Annotated in this window: 13 protein-coding genes; 9 read left to right on the forward strand and 4 right to left on the reverse strand. The window is 68.0% G+C overall.

From position 1 onward, the window contains the following. The coding region (locus AB4Z37_RS32005) for an autotransporter outer membrane beta-barrel domain-containing protein (RefSeq protein ID WP_441520704.1) at positions 1-2,719 on the forward strand (2,719 nt) is incomplete at its 5' end. Between the two features lie 263 nt (positions 2,720-2,982). Here the strand turns inward: AB4Z37_RS32005 and AB4Z37_RS32010 are convergent. Beyond that, positions 2,983-4,161: an MFS transporter gene (locus tag AB4Z37_RS32010; protein ID WP_441520705.1), complete on the reverse strand. Its 1,179-nt coding sequence runs from the start codon at positions 4,159-4,161 to the stop codon at positions 2,983-2,985. Positions 4,162-4,256: 95 nt separating this feature from the next. Between AB4Z37_RS32010 and AB4Z37_RS32015 the strand changes: the two genes are divergently transcribed. The 6 genes from AB4Z37_RS32015 (at position 4,257) to AB4Z37_RS32040 (ending at position 13,776) form a co-directional block, all read left to right on the forward strand. Then, positions 4,257-5,180, forward strand: coding sequence for a LysR family transcriptional regulator (locus AB4Z37_RS32015; RefSeq protein ID WP_441520706.1), 924 nt, complete (start codon positions 4,257-4,259; stop codon positions 5,178-5,180). Positions 5,181-5,665: 485 nt separating this feature from the next. Further along, positions 5,666-7,366, forward strand: coding sequence for a flagellin (locus tag AB4Z37_RS32020; protein ID WP_441520707.1), 1,701 nt, complete (start codon positions 5,666-5,668; stop codon positions 7,364-7,366). A 252-nt stretch (positions 7,367-7,618) separates the two neighbouring features. Then, positions 7,619-9,019: a flagellar hook protein FlgE gene (locus AB4Z37_RS32025; protein WP_441520708.1), complete on the forward strand. Its 1,401-nt coding sequence runs from the start codon at positions 7,619-7,621 to the stop codon at positions 9,017-9,019. 31 nt (positions 9,020-9,050) lie between these two features. Continuing rightward, the gene (gene flgK / locus AB4Z37_RS32030; protein WP_441520709.1) at positions 9,051-10,892 is read left to right on the forward strand and encodes a flagellar hook-associated protein FlgK; all 1,842 of its coding nucleotides are present in this window, start codon (positions 9,051-9,053) and stop codon (positions 10,890-10,892) included. 8 nt (positions 10,893-10,900) lie between these two features. Beyond that, the gene (locus AB4Z37_RS32035) at positions 10,901-12,673 is read left to right on the forward strand and encodes a hypothetical protein (RefSeq protein ID WP_441520710.1); all 1,773 of its coding nucleotides are present in this window, start codon (positions 10,901-10,903) and stop codon (positions 12,671-12,673) included. Positions 12,674-12,771: 98 nt separating this feature from the next. After that, on the forward strand, positions 12,772-13,776 hold the full coding sequence (locus AB4Z37_RS32040) for a helix-turn-helix domain-containing protein (RefSeq protein ID WP_441520711.1): 1,005 nt from the start codon (positions 12,772-12,774) through the stop codon (positions 13,774-13,776). Positions 13,777-13,818: 42 nt separating this feature from the next. On the opposite strand, the gene AB4Z37_RS32045 is transcribed toward AB4Z37_RS32040, so the two are convergent. The 3 genes from AB4Z37_RS32045 to AB4Z37_RS32055 all read right to left on the reverse strand — a co-directional run bounded on the left by AB4Z37_RS32045 (position 13,819) and on the right by AB4Z37_RS32055 (position 16,994). Next, entirely contained in the window at positions 13,819-14,481 is a 663-nt protein-coding gene (locus AB4Z37_RS32045; RefSeq protein ID WP_441520712.1) for a helix-turn-helix domain-containing protein, read from the reverse strand. 237 nt (positions 14,482-14,718) lie between these two features. Beyond that, a complete protein-coding gene (locus AB4Z37_RS32050; protein ID WP_441520713.1) occupies positions 14,719-15,369 on the reverse strand; it encodes a response regulator in 651 nt (216 codons plus the stop codon). Next, positions 15,369-16,994, reverse strand: a complete 1,626-nt coding sequence (locus tag AB4Z37_RS32055) for a sensor histidine kinase (RefSeq protein ID WP_441520714.1) — start codon at positions 16,992-16,994, stop codon at positions 15,369-15,371. The genes AB4Z37_RS32050 and AB4Z37_RS32055 overlap by 1 nt, the downstream gene beginning before the upstream one ends. Positions 16,995-17,460: 466 nt before the next feature. Between AB4Z37_RS32055 and AB4Z37_RS32060 the strand changes: the two genes are divergently transcribed. After that, positions 17,461-18,366, forward strand: coding sequence for an alpha/beta fold hydrolase (locus AB4Z37_RS32060; RefSeq protein ID WP_441520726.1), 906 nt, complete (start codon positions 17,461-17,463; stop codon positions 18,364-18,366). Then, the gene (locus AB4Z37_RS32065) at positions 18,363-18,866 is read left to right on the forward strand and encodes a cupin domain-containing protein (RefSeq protein ID WP_441520715.1); all 504 of its coding nucleotides are present in this window, start codon (positions 18,363-18,365) and stop codon (positions 18,864-18,866) included. Before AB4Z37_RS32060 ends, AB4Z37_RS32065 begins: the two co-directional genes overlap by 4 nt. Positions 18,867-18,875: the final 9 nt, after the last annotated feature.

Genomic DNA, 18,875 nt, shown 5'->3' on the forward strand with positions numbered 1-18,875 from the left:
CGTGACCTTCGCCGACAATACTGCGCTCTCGATCGTCGCAGGCACGAACAGCCCGGCGCTGTCGGCCGGCAGCGTTTCGATCGGCAACGGCGTCGCTTTCAACATCAGCGGCATCAGCACCGCGAGCCAGCTCGACAAGGTGCTGATCGGCACCCGCTCCGGCATCAGCGGCGACTTCGCCAATGTCACCGTGGGCGGCTTCAGCGGCACGGTGGACTACCTGACCGTCTCCACCCATAAGTCGGCCGACAGCCTGCAATATCTCGCCAGCTATGGCCTGAGCTGGTTCGCCAGCAACAACCTCGCGCACGGCACCTTCACGCTGGCCAACCCGACCGACAGCTTCACCGTCGGGACGGCGCTCACCGACCAGGCGGCCAATCCCGCGACAGGCTGGAACGGCACGTCGCTGACCAAGGCAGGGGCGGGCACGCTGATCCTGACCGGCACCAACGCCTATACCGGCGGCACCACGATCAACGGCGGCGTGCTGTCGGTGTCGCGCGATGCCAATCTCGGCGCAGCCACGGGCGGCCTGACCTTCGCCGGCGGTGCGCTCGCGACCACCGGCAGCTTCGACACCGCGCGTTCGATCGCGCTGACGCAGACGGCACGCTTCGACATCGCCAATGGCACCGAACTCGGATTGACCGGCGTGGTGTCGGGCGGCGGCGATCTCATCAAGCAGGGCAGCGGTACGCTGCGGCTCGACAACGGTGCCAACGCCTACGGCAACACCCTGGTCGCGACCGGTACGCTGATCGGCCAAGTCGGCTCGATCTCGGGCAACATCAGCAATGCCGGCGCTGTCGTCTTCGGCCAGACCGGCGATGCGAGCTTTGCCGGCAATATCGGCGCGCTCAATGGCGCGCGTGGCGCGATGCTCAAGCGCGGCACGGGCGCGCTGACCTTGACTGGCGTGTCTGTGCTCGACTGGACGATCGAAGCGGGTAGCCTCATTTCCTCGGCCGAACGCTTCGGCGGCAACGCCGCCATCGCATCGGGCGCGTCCTTCACCTTCAACCAAACCGCCAACGCGGCCTATGCCGGTGTGCTGTCGGGCAATGGCGGATTCAACAAGACCGGCGCCGGCCTGTTGAACCTGACCGGGGACTCCTCCGCCTTTACGGGCTCGACCTCGGTTCTGGCTGGCACGCTCGCGGTGAACGGTCTGCTCGGCGGCACGCTCGATGTGCTCGCCGGCGGCCGCCTTCAGGGCAACGGCACCGTCGGCAATACCACCGTCAATGGCACGATCGCGCCGGGCAACTCGATCGGGACGCTCAACGTCACCGGCAGCATCACCTTCAATCCGGGTTCGATCTACGAGGTCGAGATCAACGCTCAGGGGCAGTCCGACAAGATCGTTGCCTCGGGCACGGCGACGATCAAAGGCGGTACGGTGCAGGTGCTGGCCGGCGCGGGCAATTACGCGCCGCAGACGAAGTACAATATCCTCACTGCGGCTGGCGGGCTAATGGCCAACAGCGCCTTCTCCGGCGTGACCTCGAATCTGGCCTTTCTCACGCCCTCGCTCAGTTATGACGCCAGCAATGTCTGGCTGACGATGACCCGCAACAATATCGACTTCAAAGCCATAGGCGCCACTCCCAACCAGATCGCCGCAGGCGGCGGGACTGAGAGCCTCGGTTTCGGCAATCCGCTCTACAATGCCGTGTCGAATCTTTCGGCCCCGCAGGCACGGTCGGCTTTCGGCCAACTCTCGGGCGAGATCCACGCCTCGGCGAAGACGGCGATGATCGAGGACAGCCGCTTCGTTCGCAGCGCCGTCAACGACCGCATCCGCGCGGCCTTCGATGGCGTCGGCGCCGCGAACGGCCCTGTCACCACCTATATCGACGGCAAGCCGGTTCCGGTCGCCGCGACCACCGATCGCTTCGCTGTCTGGGGCCAGGGCTTTGGCTCCTGGGGCAACACCAATGGCGACGGCAACGCCGCGCGCCTCAACCGCTCGACCGGCGGCTTCTTCATCGGGGCGGATGCACCGGTGTTCGATAGCTGGCGCTTCGGCGCGGTGACGGGCTACAGCCGTACAAATTTCGATGTGAAAGATTACCGTTCATCCGGTTGGAGCGACAATTATCATATCGGTCTCTATGGTGGCACGACATGGGGTGCTCTCGCCTTCCGTACCGGCGCTGCCTACACCTGGCACGATATCACCGCGAACCGCAGCGCGATCTTCCCCGGCTTCGGTGACGCCCTGAAGGGCCACTACAGCGCCGGTACGGCCCAGGTCTTTGGCGAACTCGGCTACGGCATCAATGCCGGCGCCGCCCGGTTCGAACCCTTCGCCAACCTCGCGTATGTGAGCCTGCACACCGACGGCTTCACCGAGAACGGCGGCGCGGCGGCGCTGACCAGCGCAGCCACAACGACGGATACGACCTTCACCACCCTCGGTCTGCGCGCATCGACGACTTTCGAGGTCGGCGGAACGGCCCTGACGGCGAAGGGCATGGTCGGCTGGCGTCATGCTTTCGGGGACGCGACGCCGTTCTCGGCGATGCGCTTCGCCAGCGGCGGCGATGTCTTCACCATCGGCGGCGTTCCGATCGCCCGCAATGCCGCGGTGGTCGAGGCCGGGATCGACTACGTGCTGTCACCCTATGCGACGCTCGGCGTCACTTATGGCGGCCAGTTCGGCTCTGGAATGTTCGACCAGTCCGCTCGCTTCAATTTCAATGTCGAATTCTGACCTGGAAACCAGGTTGACGATGACCAGAAACACGCAAGCAGCGACAGGGGCGCCGACACTTCCACTCTTCTTCGACGTCCACCTGCAGGGCGACAACGAGACGGTGTTCTTCGACGTGTGAGGCCAGCCGTGGCCCGGGTGAGCACAGCGACACCCGGGATCTCAATCACTCGGCCCCGGATGTCGCTGCGCTCATCCGGGCTACAGGGCTGCAACCCATCACGCTTGAGGTCGGCGGGACGCAGCTGTCGCTGCGCCCTGGTTTATTCCTGCTGCCGCGGCACCAGCAGGACGCGCGGGCGCAGCAGCAGCGGCAGCGTGGCGATCAGCGCCGCGGCGGCGCCGACCGCGAACGGGCCGGCATTGGTGGTGCCGGCGACGAGGCCGCCGAGCGGGCCGCCGACGGCGAGGCCGAGATCCCAGGCCGAGGTCACCGCGCCCAGCGCCGCGCTGCGCTCGCGCGGATCGGCGGCCGCCGTCACGAGGCTCGCAAGACAGGGATACAGCATCGACAGGCCGGCGCCGGTCACCGCCGTGCAGGCGAGCGCGAGCCAGGACGTGTGCGCGACAGACAGCCCGGCGAGGCCCGCGGCCTCGACCACGAAGGCGATCAGCAGCACGCGCCGCGCGCCGAAGCGATCGACCGACGAACTGCCGGCGAACCGCGTCACCATGAAGGTGAGGCCGAACACCGCGAGCGCGAGGTTTTGCCCCGCGAGCTGCAGCGCTGCGAAGCGCGGCACCAGGAACGCGGCGATGACGCCATAGCCGACGCTCGCGAACACATTCGAGGCGCCGGGCAGCCATGCGGCGCGGGGAAAGAAGGCACGGCGCAGGTCGGCGCCGGCGGCAGGCGCCGCCGCCATGCGCGGCGTGCGCGCCACCAGCCCGAACGCCAGCGCGGGCAACAGGCTCGCGGCGAGCCACACGCTGCGATAGCTGTCAAAAGCGAGCAATGCGGCGCCGATCACCGGGCCGCTGGCGAGCCCCGTCCACATCGACAGGCCGAAATGGCCGGCGATGGTGCCGCGGCGCGCCGGCTCCGCCTGCGCCAGCACCCAGCCGATCGCGGCGGTGAACAGCGCGCCTTCGCCGGCGCCGAGCACGAGGCGCGCCAGGACCAGCGCCGGCAGCGTCGTGGCGACGAGATGGCCGAGGCCGCCGGCAAGGCCGAGCAGTGCGCCGATCAGCACCACGCGCCGGCCGCCGCGCTGATCGGCGAGGCGCCCGGCGAACGGCCGTGCGACCATGGTGGCGAGCGAGCCGATGGTCACCGCAAGGCCGGCGGCGACCGCGTCCGCGCCGAGGCGGTCATGGGCATAGGCCGGCATCACCTGGATGGTCATGCCGATCGCGGCATAGCCGAGGAAGCAGGCGGCCCACAGCGGCCAGTACGGAGCGGCGGCAGCGGTCGTCGTCGGCGCGGGAGCGGCGAAAGGCATCATATCATCATTTACGCATGTTGATGCCAATCAATATGCGCTAATGTCGAACGGGCTCAACCGAGTAATTGTCATCAAGAGTATGCGGATCAGGCATGAACACGCGCGATCTCGAGGCCTTCCTGGCGGTGGTGGAAACCGGCTCGATCGTCGCGGCCGCCGCGCGGCTGCATCTGACGCAGTCCGGCCTCAGCCGCCGCATCCAGAGCCTCGAGGAGCAGCTCGGCGTCGCGCTGCTCGACCGCCAGTCGAAGCCGCTGAAGCCCACCGCGGCGGGGCGCGACACCTATGAGCACGGCCGCCGCGTGCTGCGGGTGCTGGATGATCTCAAGACCGAGCTTGCGACCGACGGCGCGATCGCCGGCGAATTCCGTCTCGGCATCACGCCCTACCTGTCGGAGATTGCGATGACCGCGCCGCTCGATCGGCTGCGCGGCGGTTTTCCCGATCTCGCGCTGTGCGTCACCACCGGGTGGCCCGATCAGCTCATCGAACGCCTCCGCCGCGGCGAGATCGACACGGCCGCGTTCTGCCTGCCGGAGGCGGCCGCGCCGCCCGATGATCTCGCCGCGCATGCCTTCGACCTGCAGCCGCTGGTCGTGGTGGTGCCGCAGGCCTGCGCGTTGCGCTCGTCTGTGACGCTGCAGGCGCTCGCGGCCTATCCCTGGATCATCAATCCCGACGGCTGCGGCTTTCGCAGCGTGCTGCGGCGGCGCCTCGGCGAGGAGCGCCTGCCGCTGCGCGTCGGCGTCGAGGCGCTGAGCTCGGACCTGCGGCTGTCGCTGGTGGCGCGCGGCGCCGGCATCACGCTGGCGACGCCGGCCGCGCTCGCGGCGAGCCCCGTGCGCCGCGCGCTGCGCACCGTCACCGTGCGCGATTTCGCGCCGCGGGTGCGCGCCTTCGTGGTGCATCGCCCGCCCGCCGGGCGGCTGGCAAAGCCGATCGCCTGCTTCGAGGCCGCGCTGAAGGCGGCGTTGGCCGCGCCCGCAGCGGCGAAGCGGCGGGCCGCCGCGCGATAACCCGGAGTCCGATCGAGTTGATCCGTCACCCTGACAGCTTGTGAAGCTTTCGGTGGGGCGGATCGTTGCGGCCTGGCCTCTCTCCTCATCCCGAGGAGCCCGCGCAGCGGGCGTCGCGAAGGATGAGGCCCCAACATATGCGACCCTGTCAGGGAGCGCCTCGGCCTCACGGTTCGAGACGGCGCAGACCCGGTGGCGCCTTCTCACCATGACGGAGCAGCCCGGCGGTGCGTCACTCACTTTTCAGGGGATAGCGCGCGCCGGCGCGGCCCGAATCGCTGCAGCAATGGCAAGGTTTCAGCTGCCTTTGTTTAAGTATTCGTCGCTCGCCTCGAAGTAAAAAGAACGAAAAGTCCCTTATCGAGGACGCTGAGTACCTTAATAGGGCGTCGAATAGCCTCGGAATTACAAGGCCTTAAACAGTCGAGGGCCCACCCTTCTGCGTGTCGCGTGTTGAAGCGACGAGAACAGAAGGATCTCAAGCCATGCCCTCCGAAATCACCTTGTCCGCGGCGACGCGCCAGAATCTGCTGTCGCTGCAGGACACGGCGTCGCTGCTGGCGACGACACAGGCGCGCCTGTCGACCCAGAAGAAGGTCAACTCGGCGCTCGACAACCCGGTCAACTATTTCGCCGCGCAGAGCATGACGGCGCGCTCGTCCGACCTGATGTCGCTGCTCGACGGCATCTCCAACGGCATCCAGACCGTCCAGGCCGCCAACCAGGGCATCACCCGCATCCAGGGCCTGGTCGATTCGGCGAAGAGCGCCGCACAGCAGGCGCTCGCGGTGCAGAACACCGCGGCTGGTTCGACCGCGACCGGCGCGGTGGTGGCCGCAGCCAACGGCAAGTCGCTGCTCGGCACCGGCACCGGCGCCGCCGCCGACGGCACCCACGACTACAGCGGCACCAACGCGGCGTCGTCGTTCACCCTCACCGACAATTTCGGCAACACCGCCTCGATCACGCTCGACCGCGCCCATCTCGGCACCAATGTGCGCGACATCACCAAGGTGACGTCGACCGAGATCCTGACCCAGATCAACCAGCAGCTCAGTCAGGCCGGCGGCTTCGCCACCGCGTCGCTGACCAATGACGGCCGCCTGACCTTCACCTCGGCCGTCACCGGCGTCGACGCCAAGCTGACGGTCGGCGGCGGTGGTGCCGCCAACACCGTCGATGTCGGCTTCGGCGTCGGCACCGTCACCGCGGTGTCCGCCTCGGGCATCGACGCCACCGATGGCTCGGCCAAGGCCAACGCCACCGGCGCGGCGATCACCGCGCTCGGCATCGCCAGCAACTTCGATCTCACCAGCGGCGACGCCTCGATCACGCTGCAGCTCGGCAACGGCCTGTCCAAGACCATCAACCTCAACAAGGTGGCGGACGCTTCGCTGGGCTCGGCGACGCTCAAGGCGCAGGACATCGCCAACGCCATCAACAAGCAGCTCAACGCCGACACCGGCATCTCCGGCAAGGTGATCGCGACCTACGACAACACCGCCGGCACCATCGCGCTGCGCACCACCGCGGCGGGCGGCGACCAGAAGATCACGGTGACGTCGGCGGCCGCGAGCACCAAGGACATCGGCTTCGGCACCGGCGGCGATGTCACCAAGGCGCGCATCGGCGCCGGCGCCGGCGCGACGTCGGCCAACGGCACCAACCAGCGCGCCGTGCTGGCGCAGCAGTTCAACGACCTGCTGACCCAGATCTCGATGGCGGCGCAAGACGCCCGCTTCCAGGGCGTCAACCTGCTGTACCGCTCGGGCAGCGACCCGCGCGAGAACACGCTGCACCTGACCTTCAACGAGAAGGACACCAGCTTCCTCGACATCAAAGGCGTCAAGTTCGACGCCGCCGGTCTCGGCATCACCCAGATCACCGGCAACTTCGCCACCAATGACGAGGTCAAGACCGCGCTGAGCCAGCTCACCAACGCGGCGTCGACCCTGCGCACCCAGGCCTCGACGTTCGGCTCGAACATGACGGTGGTGCAGAACCGCCAGGCGCTGACCAAGAGCATCGTCAACATCCTCGATGTCGGCGCCAGCAACCTGACCATCGCCGACCTCAACGAGGAAACCGCCAACCAGAAGGCGCTGGAATTGCGCAACTCGCTGGCGATCTCGGCGCTGTCGCTCGCGAGCCAGGCGCAGCAGGGCATCTTGCAGCTGCTCCGCTAGGCCACGGGCGGAGGAGAGTGAGGGCAGGCGCCGTGCGCTCCAGGATGGAGCGTGCGGCGCCGATCCGCCCGGCCTCGTCTCTCCGCCATCGCATCACCCTGCGCCAGCGTCCTCGTTCCGCGTCCCGATGGCGTTTCCCACTGCATCACCGTCCGTCGCATGCCGCCGCCCTGCGCGGCGTCGCCGCGGCCGGCGCATCAGGCCGCGCACCGTCGCGCGACGGCGGCCGTCACTCTTTCCATCGGGGCAACGATGAGCATTTCCTCCGCACTGCAGACCGCATTCAGCGGCATGAAGGCGCAGTCCTACGCGATCGCCAACATCTCCGGCAACATCGCCAACGCGCAGACGCCGGGCTACAAATATGTCGACACCAACTTCGCCGACCTGATCACCGCGCAGTCCACCAAGCAGGCGGTGGCGGGCAGCGTGATCGCGGAAGCGCGCTTCACCACCGCGCAGCAGGGCCCGCTGCGCGCCACCGGCATCTCCACCAACATGGCGATCAACGGCCCGGGCTTCCTGGTCGTGCAGCAGAAGACCGGCGAGGCGAAATTCTCCGGCGTGTCGCTCTACACCCGGCGCGGCGACTTCACGCTCAACAAGGACGGCTACCTCGTCAACGGCGCCGACGGCTACCTGTTCGGCAATAATCTCGATCCCGCGACCGGCAGCGTGACATCGTCAGGCCCGATCAAGATCGCCAATGTCAGCCTGCCGGGCCGCCAGACCACGCGCATCGATTATGGCGCCAACCTGCCGAAGATGCCGGGCACGCCGGCGGCGGCGAGCGGCGATACCTCGCCCTACACCTTGCCGAGCGCGGTGGTGACCGATCCGACGCTGCCGGCACCGGACCTCACCAAGAAGGTCACCGCGGCGCAGGCGCCAGGCTTCCTCGACAAGTCGATCATGGGGCCGTCGCTGATGCTCTACGCCGCGGGCGGCGGGCCGGTGTCGTTCTCGACCCGCTGGGCCAAGGTGCAGGACGCCGCCCCCGCCGCGACGCCGCCGAAGACCGCGGTGTGGAATCTGTTCTACGCGGCGAGCGCGACGACGGCGAAGGCCGGCGACTGGATCAATGCCGGCGCGGCGTTTTCATTCGACACGTCGGGCAAGTTCGTGCCGCCGGCGAGCGCGACCGTCGGCAGCGACGGTGCGGTGGCGCTCAAGATCCCGCAGGTCGCCGTCGACGGCGTCAGCGTCGGCGACGTCACCTTGAACCTCGGCCTCGGCGGGCTGACGCAGTTCGCCACGTCGTCGACGGCGGCGGCGACCAACACGCTGGCACAGGACGGCTTTGCCGCCGGCACGCTCAAGGGCCTTTCGGTCACCGGCGAGGGCACCATTGTCGGCACCTTCTCCAACGACATGACGGCGTCGCTCGCGGTCGCCGGCATCGCCAACTTCGCCAATCCCAACGGGCTCAAGGCGGCGTCCGGCGGCAGCTACGAGCAGACGCGCGACTCCGGCCCGCCGATCGCCGGCCTCAACGCCGCGACCATCGTCGGCGGCAATGTCGAGGCGTCCAACAGCGACATCGCCGGCGAGTTCTCCAAGCTGATCGCCACCCAGCAGGCCTACTCCGCCAACGTCAAGGTGATGACCAGCTCGCAGCAGATGATGTCCGACCTGCTCAACGCCATTCGCTGACGGCGATGGCAGCGGTTGAGGAGAGAAGCGCATGCTGACGAGCGCCTTCGACACCGCGACCGCCGGCCTGCAGGCCACGCAGCTGGCCATCGGGGTGGCGTCGCAGAACATCGCCAATGCCGGCGCTGCCGGCTACGTCAAGCGCAGCCTGACGCTGCTGCCCGCGGGCCCCGGCAATGCCGGCGTCGCGGTCGGCGCGGTCAACCGCCTGTTCGAGGAGGCGGCGCTGACGCAGCTGCGGCTGGAGACGTCGCGCGCCGCCGCGACCGCGCTCAAGGCCGACGTGCTGTCGGAGGTCGACAAGCTCTACGGCAAGCCCGGCGATGCCATCGCGCTCGACGGTCGCCTCAGCGCCTTCACTCAGGCGCTGCAGGGGCTGGCGTCCAATCCCGCCTCGGGCGCGGTGCGCGGCACGGTGCTCAACACCGCGTCGCTCCTCGCCGACCAGATCCGCGGCATCGCCGGCCGGGTGCAGGAGCTGCGCTCGGGGCTCGAGAACCGCCTCGGCGCCGATGTCACCGCGGCCAACGGCCTTTTGAAGTCGATCGCGAGCCTCAACCTCAAGGCGTCGGCCGCGACCGACGACACCATGCGCGCCGGCCTGCTCGACCAGCGCGACCAGCAGATCAGCCAGCTTTCCTCCTACCTCGACGTGAGGCCCATCATGCAGCGCGACGGAACGGCCACCCTGATGACCACCTCGGGCGTCATGCTGGTGGAGCGCGGCGCGGCGACCACGCTGTCGTTCGACGGCCGCGGCGCGCTCGGGCCGGCATCGGCGTTCGCGACCGATCCGGCGAAGCGCGGCGTCGGCACCATCACCGCGACCCTTCCCGGCGGCGGCGCGATCGATCTCGGCGGCCGCGACGCGCTGCGCTCGGGATCGATCGCCGCGGCGCTCGAGCTGCGCGACGTCGCGCTGCCGCAGTCGCAGCGCCGGCTCGATGATCTTGCGGCCGGCCTCGCGCAGGCGCTCACCGACAAGAGCATCGCGGCCGCGCCGAACGGCGGCGGTTTCGACCTCGGCCTGACCGAGCTCGCGCGGCTCAAGCCCGGCAACACCATCACGCTGGCGATCGACAGCGGCGGCGGCGTGCGCAACGTCGTGCTCGTCGCCTCGACGCAGGCCTCGCGCGCGCTCGACGCTGGCCAGACCGTCGACGCCAACGCCAAGGCACAGACCTTCACCATCCCGCCGCCGCCGGCAACCGCGCAGGACTTCGCCACCGCGCTGTCGACGGCGCTGGCGGCGGTGGCGCCGGGGCTGACCGCGACGGCGAGCGCCGGCACGGTGACGTTGTCCGGCTCTGGCCTGCAGGGCGCCAGCGCCGTCGTCACCCAGCCGAAATCGGCCGGCGACGTGTCGGGTGCCTATCCACGTCTCGCGCTGTTCGTCGACGGCGCCGGCAACACGCTGGTCACGGGATCGCTCGATGGCGCGCCCCAGCGCGTCGGGCTGGCGCAGCGGCTGTCGCTCAATGCCGCACTGCGCGCGGATTCCTCGCCGCTCGCGGCGGTTGGGCCGACGCCCGCTGGCCCCGGCCCGGCGCGGCCGCAGTATCTCTATGACGCGCTCACCAGCGGCAAGCAGATGTTCGCGTCGGCGGGCGGCCAGGCGCCCATCAGCACCACCGTCGTCGCCTTCACGCAGGACATGGTCGCCGCCGAAGGCGCCGCGGCCGCTGCGGCGAAGACCATCGACGAGCGCCAGGGCGTGGTGCTCGGCACCACCCAGGGCTGGTTCGCCAAGGGCGCCGGCGTCAACGTCGACGAGGAGATGGCACGCCTCGTCACGCTGCAGACCGCCTACGCCGCCAACGCCCGCCTGCTGTCGGTGGTGCGCGAGATGCTCGACACCCTGCTCAAGTCGTGAGGGCCGCCATGGTCTCGATCACTCCTTTCGCCGCCGGCAACTATCTGGTCGATCGCAGCACGTCCGACCTGCTGGCGTTGCGCGGCCAGATCAACGCGCTGTCGAACCAGCTGCACACCGGGCGCGTCGCCGAGACCTATGGCGAGCTCGGCGCCGGCCGTGCCGACAGCCTCGCCGGCCACGCCATGCTCGGTGCCTTGAACGGCTACGATGCCGCCATCACCAGCGCCCGGCCGCGCCTCGACCTGACCACGGCGAGCCTGGCGCAGATCGCCAAGGCGACCGCGACGCTGCGCAACGGTCTTCTCACCAACGCCACCGACAGCGCCGCCAACACCCGCCTCGCACGCGAGGGCCTCGACAGCGCGCTCGATGCGCTCAACCAGCAGATCGGCGGCCAGTATGTGTTCGGCGGCCGGCTCAGCGGCGCGCCGCCGGTGCTGTCCACCGACATCATCCTCAATGGCGACGCCAGCGATCCGGCGAGGCCGCTCGCCGGCCTGCGGACGCTGGTCGCCGAGCAGATGCGGGCCGATCTCGGCACCGGCAGCGGCCGCCTGACGCAGTCGTCGCCGTCGCCGACCAGCATCCGCCTGCAGGAGGACGCCGACGCCGGCGCGCGCGCCAATTTCGGCTTCACGCTCGCCGGTGCGCCGGTCGTGTCCGGCAGCTTCGCGACTGTCGGCTACGCGCCCGGCGCGGTGGAGGGCGCCGTCCCGCGCTTCGCCCAGGCGCCGGCGGCGGGCGATCGCTTCCGCGTCGTCGTCAATCTCGCCGAAGGTGGTCAGAAGACATACGATCTGGCAGGCGCCGATCTCGCTGACATCTCCTCCGCCGCCAATGCCGCGGCGTCGTTGCAGGCGCTGGTCGGCAGCGGCCGCATCGCCAGCGTGCAGAGCGCGGCGCCGCCCGGTCTCACGGCGACGTTTGCGAATGCCACGGCGCCGGCCGCGCTCACCATCAATGTCGTGTCGCAGCCGAACGCCGGCGACAAGGTCGCGGTGCGTCTTGCGCTGCGCGACGGCACCACGACCACGCTGGTGCTGCAGGCGCAGACCAGCGCCGATGCCGCGTCGGTCACGGACTTTGCGATCGGCGCGACGCCGGCGGCGACGGCGCAGAACCTGTCCGGCGCGCTGCAACGTGCATTGAATCGTGCCGCGGAGACGACGCTTGCCGCGAGCGCGACCGCGCGCGCGACGGCGGATTTCTTCGCCGGCTCCGCTGCGCCCGGCCTGGCGCCGCGCCGCATCGATTTCTCGGGAGCAGCACCCGCGTATGCCCAGACGCCGTCGGCTTCGACGGTGGTCTGGTACAGGGGCGAGATCGCCGCCGGAGATCCGCGCGCGGCGATTGCCGTGCGCACCAGCGCCACCGCCACGGTCGGCATCGGCGCGCGCGCCAACGAGGACGCCATTCGCGCCGCGGTGGCGGGTTTCGCCGCGCTCGCCGTCAGCGACATGGACAAGGTCACCGCGGCGACGCCGGCAACCGCGGAGCGCTGGAAAGCGCTGGGTGCGCAGGCGTTGACGCTGCTGCCCGGCAAGGACGCGCTCGATGGCATCGCCGGTGCGCTCGGCCTCGCGTCGAGCGCACTGGCGGATGCGCAGGCGCAGAACAAGACCGTGCGCACCATCCTGCAGTCGCATCTCGATCATCTCGAGAACGCGCCGACGGAAGAACTCGTCGTCCGGCTGGTCGATGTCCAGAACCGTCTGCAGGCGAGCTACCAGGTGACGTCGATGCTGTCGAAGCTGTCGCTGCTCAACTACCTGCGATGACGTGTTTTGAAAAAAATCGCGCGATGCCGATGCGCGTAATTCAACCGTAAGCCGCTGACGCGAGACAGATGATGTTAGAACGCGTGGCCGAATCACCCATGACGCTGCAACTGATCGATCCGAGATTCTCGGAGATTGACGACGATCGGGCGCGGCTGCAGACATGGCAGGATCTGACCTCGAGCCTGTTCGTGTCCGATCGCGCCGGCGCCACGCTGCCGGGGCGCGATCTCGTATTTCGCTGCTACAATCTCGAGCGCATGCTGTTCTTCGATCACAGCGCGTTCGCCCACAGCGCGCAGCGCACGCTGCCGCAGATCGTGGCGCAGGGCGTCGATCACATCTTCATCGGCTTCCAGATTTCCGGCGCGACTCATCTGGCATGTCGCGAAGGGGAGGTCGTGGCGAAGCCCGGCGATTTCTGGGTGCTCGATCTCGCCCAGAGTTTCCGGTCGACGACCGACGGCATGTCGGCGATCCACCTGTGCGTTCCACGGCGGCGGTTCGAGCGCCGTGCCGGCAGGATGATGTCACGCCATCTCCAGGTGCTGCCGTCGGCCTCCAGCCCGCTGCTCAAGCTGATGGCCGATCATCTCCTCAACATGCGCGCCTGCCTGCGCCGCGCCGATGCGGGGCAGCGCGGATTTCTGACCTCGGCAGCGCTCGCCATCTGCAACGCAGCGTTGACGCCGGACGACGACGATGAGGCGTCGCCCGATCCGGCGGTGGCCGCGATCGAGGTCCGGCAGTTCATCGAGGACAACATTCATCTCCCCGAGCTCGGCGTCGAGCTGCTGTGCGCGCGCTTCGGCCTGTCGCGCTCGCCGCTCTACAAGCTGTTCGCAGGCGATGGCGGGGTTGCGAGCTATGTGCGCAATCGTCGCCTCGCCCGCGCCATGCGCATTTTCGCCGGCGTCGAGGGCGGGCCGCGGCAACGGGTGTCGTCGGTCGCCTATGCCTGCGGCTATGAGTCGGAAAAGATGTTCAGCCGCGCCTTCCGCCGCCGCTACGGCGTCAACCCGCGCGACGTCAACCGCACCTTCCAGAGCGCCGCGGTGCGCGAGAAAGGCACGCTGCTGGCGTCATGGATCCAGAATTTGTGAGGGCGCGCGTCGTGGCGCGCTCGCCCGACCCGTTCGGCCACCTCAGCCGGCGGGGGTGTGAAGCCGTGCAACCATCATGTCCGGGGGAGCGGATCCGTGGTCGCGATGATCCGTCGATGCCGGCGTTGAGCGCGTCGCTGGTGCGACAGCGCCGAGCTGTTCGCGCCGCCAGACACTGGGAGCGCAGCCCACTTCGCGACGGAACATCCTCGAAAAATGCGCCTGGTCCGCAAAGCCGCAGGCGGCCGCGATTGCGATCATCTGATCGTCGCTGTTCACCAGCAACTCGCGTGCGCGCGCAAGCCGCAGAGCGAGGACATAGGCATGCGGTGACACGCCGAAGCTGCAATTGAAGGCGCGGAAGAAGTAGCTGGTGCTCAGCCGCGTGAGGCCAGCCATATCCCTGGCCCGGATCGGCGCCTCGATATTGGTATGGATGTGATGGATCACCCGTCGCATCTGCCAGGGGGCCAGTCCCCGCCGGGCCCGGCGCCGATGGCCTGGTCGAACCTCCGTCGGGGCCGGGGGACGCGCGAGCAGCGCCAGCGCCTGGTTGATTTCGTGCCTCGCAGCGGGTGCATCTCCGTCCAGAGCCTGCCGTGCGCGCTTGAGGACCTGGGCCAGTACCTCGGACATGACCTGGGCGACCTCTTCCTTGCCCGAGGGCTTGTGCACAGCCTTGACCTCGCGCAGCATCTCCGACATCGGGTCTCGTCTCCATCCAAAGCGAAATCATCTCTCGCAAGACATCCGCGGTCCATCGATCGCTCGATGGGTGTCCCGGCTGTGCGAACGGACGAGTCCAGGCTCGTCCTTTTGGATGAGATGACGGAGGAGCGTCCAGAAGCGCGTTCGCCTTCGATGGATCACGAACGCGCTCAGATCACTTGTTTTGACGCGTTTTCGTCACGCGAAGCGGTGCCGGCTTCGCTTGAACACGCCCTAAAGCCGGATGAGCCCGCGCCGGCTCGCCACCGTGATCGCCTCGGTGCGGCTCAAGACCTGCAGCTTGCTGAAGATGCTGCGCAGGTGAGATTTGACGGTCGTCTCCCCGATGTTCAGGCGAGCGCTGATGTCCTTGTTGCTATGTCCTCGCGCCAGCAAGGTGAGGACCTCGAGCTCGCGGCTGGTGAGCGCCTCGCCGCTGACGCCTGCGGCGAGCTTCGCCACGAGGGACGGCGGAATCCGGGTTTCGCCGGCATGGACGCCGCGGATGCAATCCAGCAGCTCCTCCCGCCGGGCGTCCTTGAGCATGTACCCCTTCGCGCCAGCCATGATGGCCCTGGAAATGTCGTTGTCGGTGTCGAACGTGGTCAGGATGATCAGCCGCGCCGAGCTGTCCTCGCGACGGATCTCTTCAATGGCGCCGACACCGTCGAGAGCCGGCATGCGCAGATCGAGCAGGGCGACGTCGGGACGACATTCCAGCCAGCGCTCCACGCAGTCCCGGCCATTGTCTGCTTCCGCGATCACGACCATATCCGGCTGCCGCCCGATGATCGCCGTCAGCCCTTCGCGAACCGTGACATGGTCGTCGGCGATCAGGACGCGTATCCGCGAAGGCGGTTGCTGTGTCGTCTTGGAGATTTCCATCACCTTGATCCCGATGTTTCGGGCAACGCTGCCGGCAGGCTGATCGTAATTCTTGCGCCGCCGCTGCTCGCGCTGCGCACCTCCATTTGGCCGCCCATGGCGTCAACGCGTTCGCGCATGCCCAAAAGCCCGTAGCCTTCGCTTCTTGCGGCGGGATCGAAGCCCTGGCCGTCGTCGACAAACTCGAGTTGGACGCCGTCCGCACTGAAGGCAATGGTGGCCGTCATGTGCGAGGCCTGAGCATGGCGAAGCACATTGGTCAGGACCTCCTGGGCGATCCTGAACAGGTTCTTCTCCCATTCGGCTGGCAACGATCTGGCGACGCCGAGCACCTTGAAATCGACATTGAGCGCCAGGCCCTCGGTCAATTTCCCGAACAGGATCCGCAGGGCGCCTGTAATCCCTCCCTCTTCCAGGGCCTGGGGCCGCAGGGCCTGAACGGAACGCCGCGCTTCGCGCAGGCTTTCGCGCGCAAGGTTTCGCGCCATGATGACATGATGCGCCGCCTCCGGCCCGAGGCCGCGCCGAGCGGCATCTTCAGCCGCCTCCAGCTGGACGATGACCCCGGTGAAGCCCTGGGCCAGCGTGTCGTGAATATCGCGGGCGATCCGGTTGCGCTCGTCGACAATGGCCGCCTCGCGGCTCTGCGCGGACAGCTCGGTCAATCGGATCATCAGCATGGCCTGGGTGGCCAGCGCCAGGGCCAGCTTGGTCTGCTCGGTCTGGAAAGCGCGCTGCTGCTTGAAGCGAAGCCCGATCGCGCCTTCCAGCCGCCCGGCGATCGTCATGGGGACCAGCAGAACGGTAATGATGTCCAGCGGCAGAAGCCGATCGCGCAAGGCGAACGGCGGAACGGCTCGAATGTCCTCGATGACGCTCGGTTGGCCGGAGCGAAACACTTCGGGCCACGGCCAGATGTCTTCCATCGGCAGCACGAGATCGAGCCCGGCAAACCTCGGATCGGTCTTGGGAACGATGATGCCGTCCTCGAAAGCGAACGCGAGCGCAAGCCTTCCGTCGTCGTCGCCGCGGCGCCACACGCTGGCGCTGTGCGCCCCGAACTGTTCGGTCAGCGTGTCCAGAATGTGCGCGACCAGCTGGCTGGAGTCCGGCTCCGTCGCCAGCGCATCCAGGGCGCTCTTGAGGACGTTGACCTGACCTCGGGCCAGCTGCTCCGATGCCAGCAGCGCCTTCTCGGCGCGTTTGCGGGCCTCGATGTCGGTGTTGACGCCATACCATTTGAGGACCCGGCCGGCATTGTCCAGAAGAGGAGCATAGCGGAACAGGAACCAGCGATACTCGCCGTCGCACCGCCGGACTCGTGCCTCGAGCTCACCCGGCCCGCCCCGCACCAACGCATCGTGCCACTGTGCCTCGAGGCCGGGCAGATCGTCCGGGTGTATGGTGCCGGTCCAGCCCCACCCGAGGGCATCGGCCAGCGACATCCCGGTGTATTCACACCACTGCTTGTTCAAGAACTCGACGGGGCCGTCGGCACTGCCGAACCAGGCCAGCCCCGGGATGGTGTCGATCGCAATACGAAAACTCTGCTCCCAGACATCAAGGTCGCCCGACAGCGTTGCACTCGTGCGTCCCTCGTGTTCTCGCGACGTGACGTCCGTCATCGTGCGCACCGTGCCGCGCGCATGGGCCGTGATTGTTCGATCGACGCGGAGGCGGGGAAAAGGTCGCCGCGCGGATGTCGATTGGTTTGCGCCGTTGCTGGTTGCGGGGTCATTCGTCACCTTTGCTTCACCCGCCAGTCTGACACGGCCCTGCGATCCGCGCGAGGGGGCCACAGCGCCGGTGTTGGGTTGCCCCAACGAAAAGCAACCACAATAGCCCGTCGCCCATGACAGGGCTTGAACAAACCTATCCTGCAGCCGTCACGGTCACCGCTTCTTCTGTTCGGCTGCGTGGACGGGCTGGCGCGTTTCACAGGACAGGCGATCCGGAGACCGAGCTGACGCGGCGCGCCGATAACGGGAGAGTATTGTTCGACAAATCCGGTGCTTTTGATCAAGCCCGCCAACGGCAGGGCGCCTAACCTCGCCGCACGAAGCAGCACCAAAGAGTACACCCATGATTCGAATGCTCACGTCTCTCATCGCATGCGCCACCATTCTCGCGGCCTCTCCCGGTGTGGCGGATGTCGTGCCGTACCCGGCCAGTTTCAAGACTGAAACGATCGCCACCAACGGAACACAGATCTTCGTCCGTGTCGGTGGCCGCGGACCGGCCGTGGTCATGCTGCACGGCTATGGCGAGACAGGCGACATGTGGCAGCCGCTGGCCGTCGCGCTCGCCAAGACCCACACGGTGATCGTACCCGACCTTCGCGGCATGGGCCTCTCCGCGCATCCGGATGGCGGCTATGACAAGAAGAACCAGGGCCGCGATATCGCCGGCGTACTGGATGCGCTGCACGTGAGCAAGGTTGACGTCGTCGCCCACGACATCGGCAACATGGTTGCCTATGCCTTCGTGGCGGAGCAGCCCCAACGCATCTCCCGTCTCGTGCTGATGGACGCTCCCATTCCCGGCGTCGGCCCGTGGGAGGAGATCCTGAAAAGTCCGATGCTGTGGCATTTCCGCTTCGGCGGGCCGGACATGGAGCGGCTGGTGAAGGGGCGCGAGCGCATCTATCTCGACCGCTTCTGGAACGAGTTCTCCGCCAATCCGAAGAACTTCGACGAGGCGAGCCGCGTCCATTACGCCAAGCTCTATGCTCGGCCGAACGCCATGCGCGACGGCTTCGCGCAGTTCCGTGCCTTCGACCAGGACGCCCTCGACAACCAGAAATCCGTCTCCGCCGGCCCGCTGTCGATCCCGGTTCTGGCTGTCGGCGGCGAGAAGTCGTTCGGCACGACGATGGCGGTGGTGGCCAAGGCCGCCTTCAGCAATGTCCAGGGCGTCGTCATCCCCAATGCTGGCCACTGGCTGATGGAGGAAAACCCCAAAGCCACGGTGGCCGCAGTCCAGGAGTTCATTCAATGAGTGTCTTCGGTTCGTTCAAGTCCCGCGGAGCAGGCCTCGCGGTCTCGGTGCTGCTTGCGACATCGCTTGTCGCCGTCGCCTCTCCCGCGGACGAGCGCCGGCTCGATCCGAATGATATCGCAGCGCTGTCGAAGGGCGGCGCGGGCGCCGGCACCTCCGGGGTTGCCGGTATTCAGACCACCGTTCTGTCGGGGGATCCCACGGCCTCCGGACCTTACACCATTGCGCTTCGCGTCCCGGCGCACACCATCATCGCCGCTCACACCCATCGCGACAGCCGTTCGGCCGTGGTGGTGTCCGGCATATGGTGGTTCGGCTACGGCCCGACCAACACCGAAGACAAGCTCAAGGCGCTGCCCCCCGGCAGTTTCTACACCGAACCCGGCGGCGAGGCCCACTTCGCCCGGACGGGTGACCAGGCCGTGGTTGTCTACATCACCGGCATGGGCCCCACGGACACCCGCTACGTCGATGCGTCCGCCGCTCCACGGCAGCCATAGCCGCGCCCT

This window comes from Bradyrhizobium sp. 2TAF24, from assembly GCF_052115025.1.
GTDB lineage: Bacteria > Pseudomonadota > Alphaproteobacteria > Rhizobiales > Xanthobacteraceae > Bradyrhizobium_A.

Excerpts from the sequence above, each read along its gene's own strand:
- AB4Z37_RS32010 (WP_441520705.1), bottom strand. The coding sequence starts at position 4,161 with ATGCCTTTCGCCGCTCCCGCGCCGACGACGACCGCTGCCGCCGCTCCG.
- AB4Z37_RS32015 (WP_441520706.1), top strand. The coding sequence starts at position 4,257 with ATGAACACGCGCGATCTCGAGGCCTTCCTGGCGGTGGTGGAAACCGGC.
- AB4Z37_RS32020 (WP_441520707.1), top strand. The coding sequence starts at position 5,666 with ATGCCCTCCGAAATCACCTTGTCCGCGGCGACGCGCCAGAATCTGCTG.
- AB4Z37_RS32025 (WP_441520708.1), top strand. The coding sequence starts at position 7,619 with ATGAGCATTTCCTCCGCACTGCAGACCGCATTCAGCGGCATGAAGGCG.
- flgK (WP_441520709.1), top strand. The coding sequence starts at position 9,051 with ATGCTGACGAGCGCCTTCGACACCGCGACCGCCGGCCTGCAGGCCACG.
- AB4Z37_RS32035 (WP_441520710.1), top strand. The coding sequence starts at position 10,901 with ATGGTCTCGATCACTCCTTTCGCCGCCGGCAACTATCTGGTCGATCGC.
- AB4Z37_RS32040 (WP_441520711.1), top strand. The coding sequence starts at position 12,772 with ATGACGCTGCAACTGATCGATCCGAGATTCTCGGAGATTGACGACGAT.
- AB4Z37_RS32045 (WP_441520712.1), bottom strand. The coding sequence starts at position 14,481 with ATGTCGGAGATGCTGCGCGAGGTCAAGGCTGTGCACAAGCCCTCGGGC.
- AB4Z37_RS32050 (WP_441520713.1), bottom strand. The coding sequence starts at position 15,369 with ATGGAAATCTCCAAGACGACACAGCAACCGCCTTCGCGGATACGCGTC.
- AB4Z37_RS32055 (WP_441520714.1), bottom strand. The coding sequence starts at position 16,994 with ATGACGGACGTCACGTCGCGAGAACACGAGGGACGCACGAGTGCAACG.
- AB4Z37_RS32060 (WP_441520726.1), top strand. The coding sequence starts at position 17,461 with ATGCTCACGTCTCTCATCGCATGCGCCACCATTCTCGCGGCCTCTCCC.
- AB4Z37_RS32065 (WP_441520715.1), top strand. The coding sequence starts at position 18,363 with ATGAGTGTCTTCGGTTCGTTCAAGTCCCGCGGAGCAGGCCTCGCGGTC.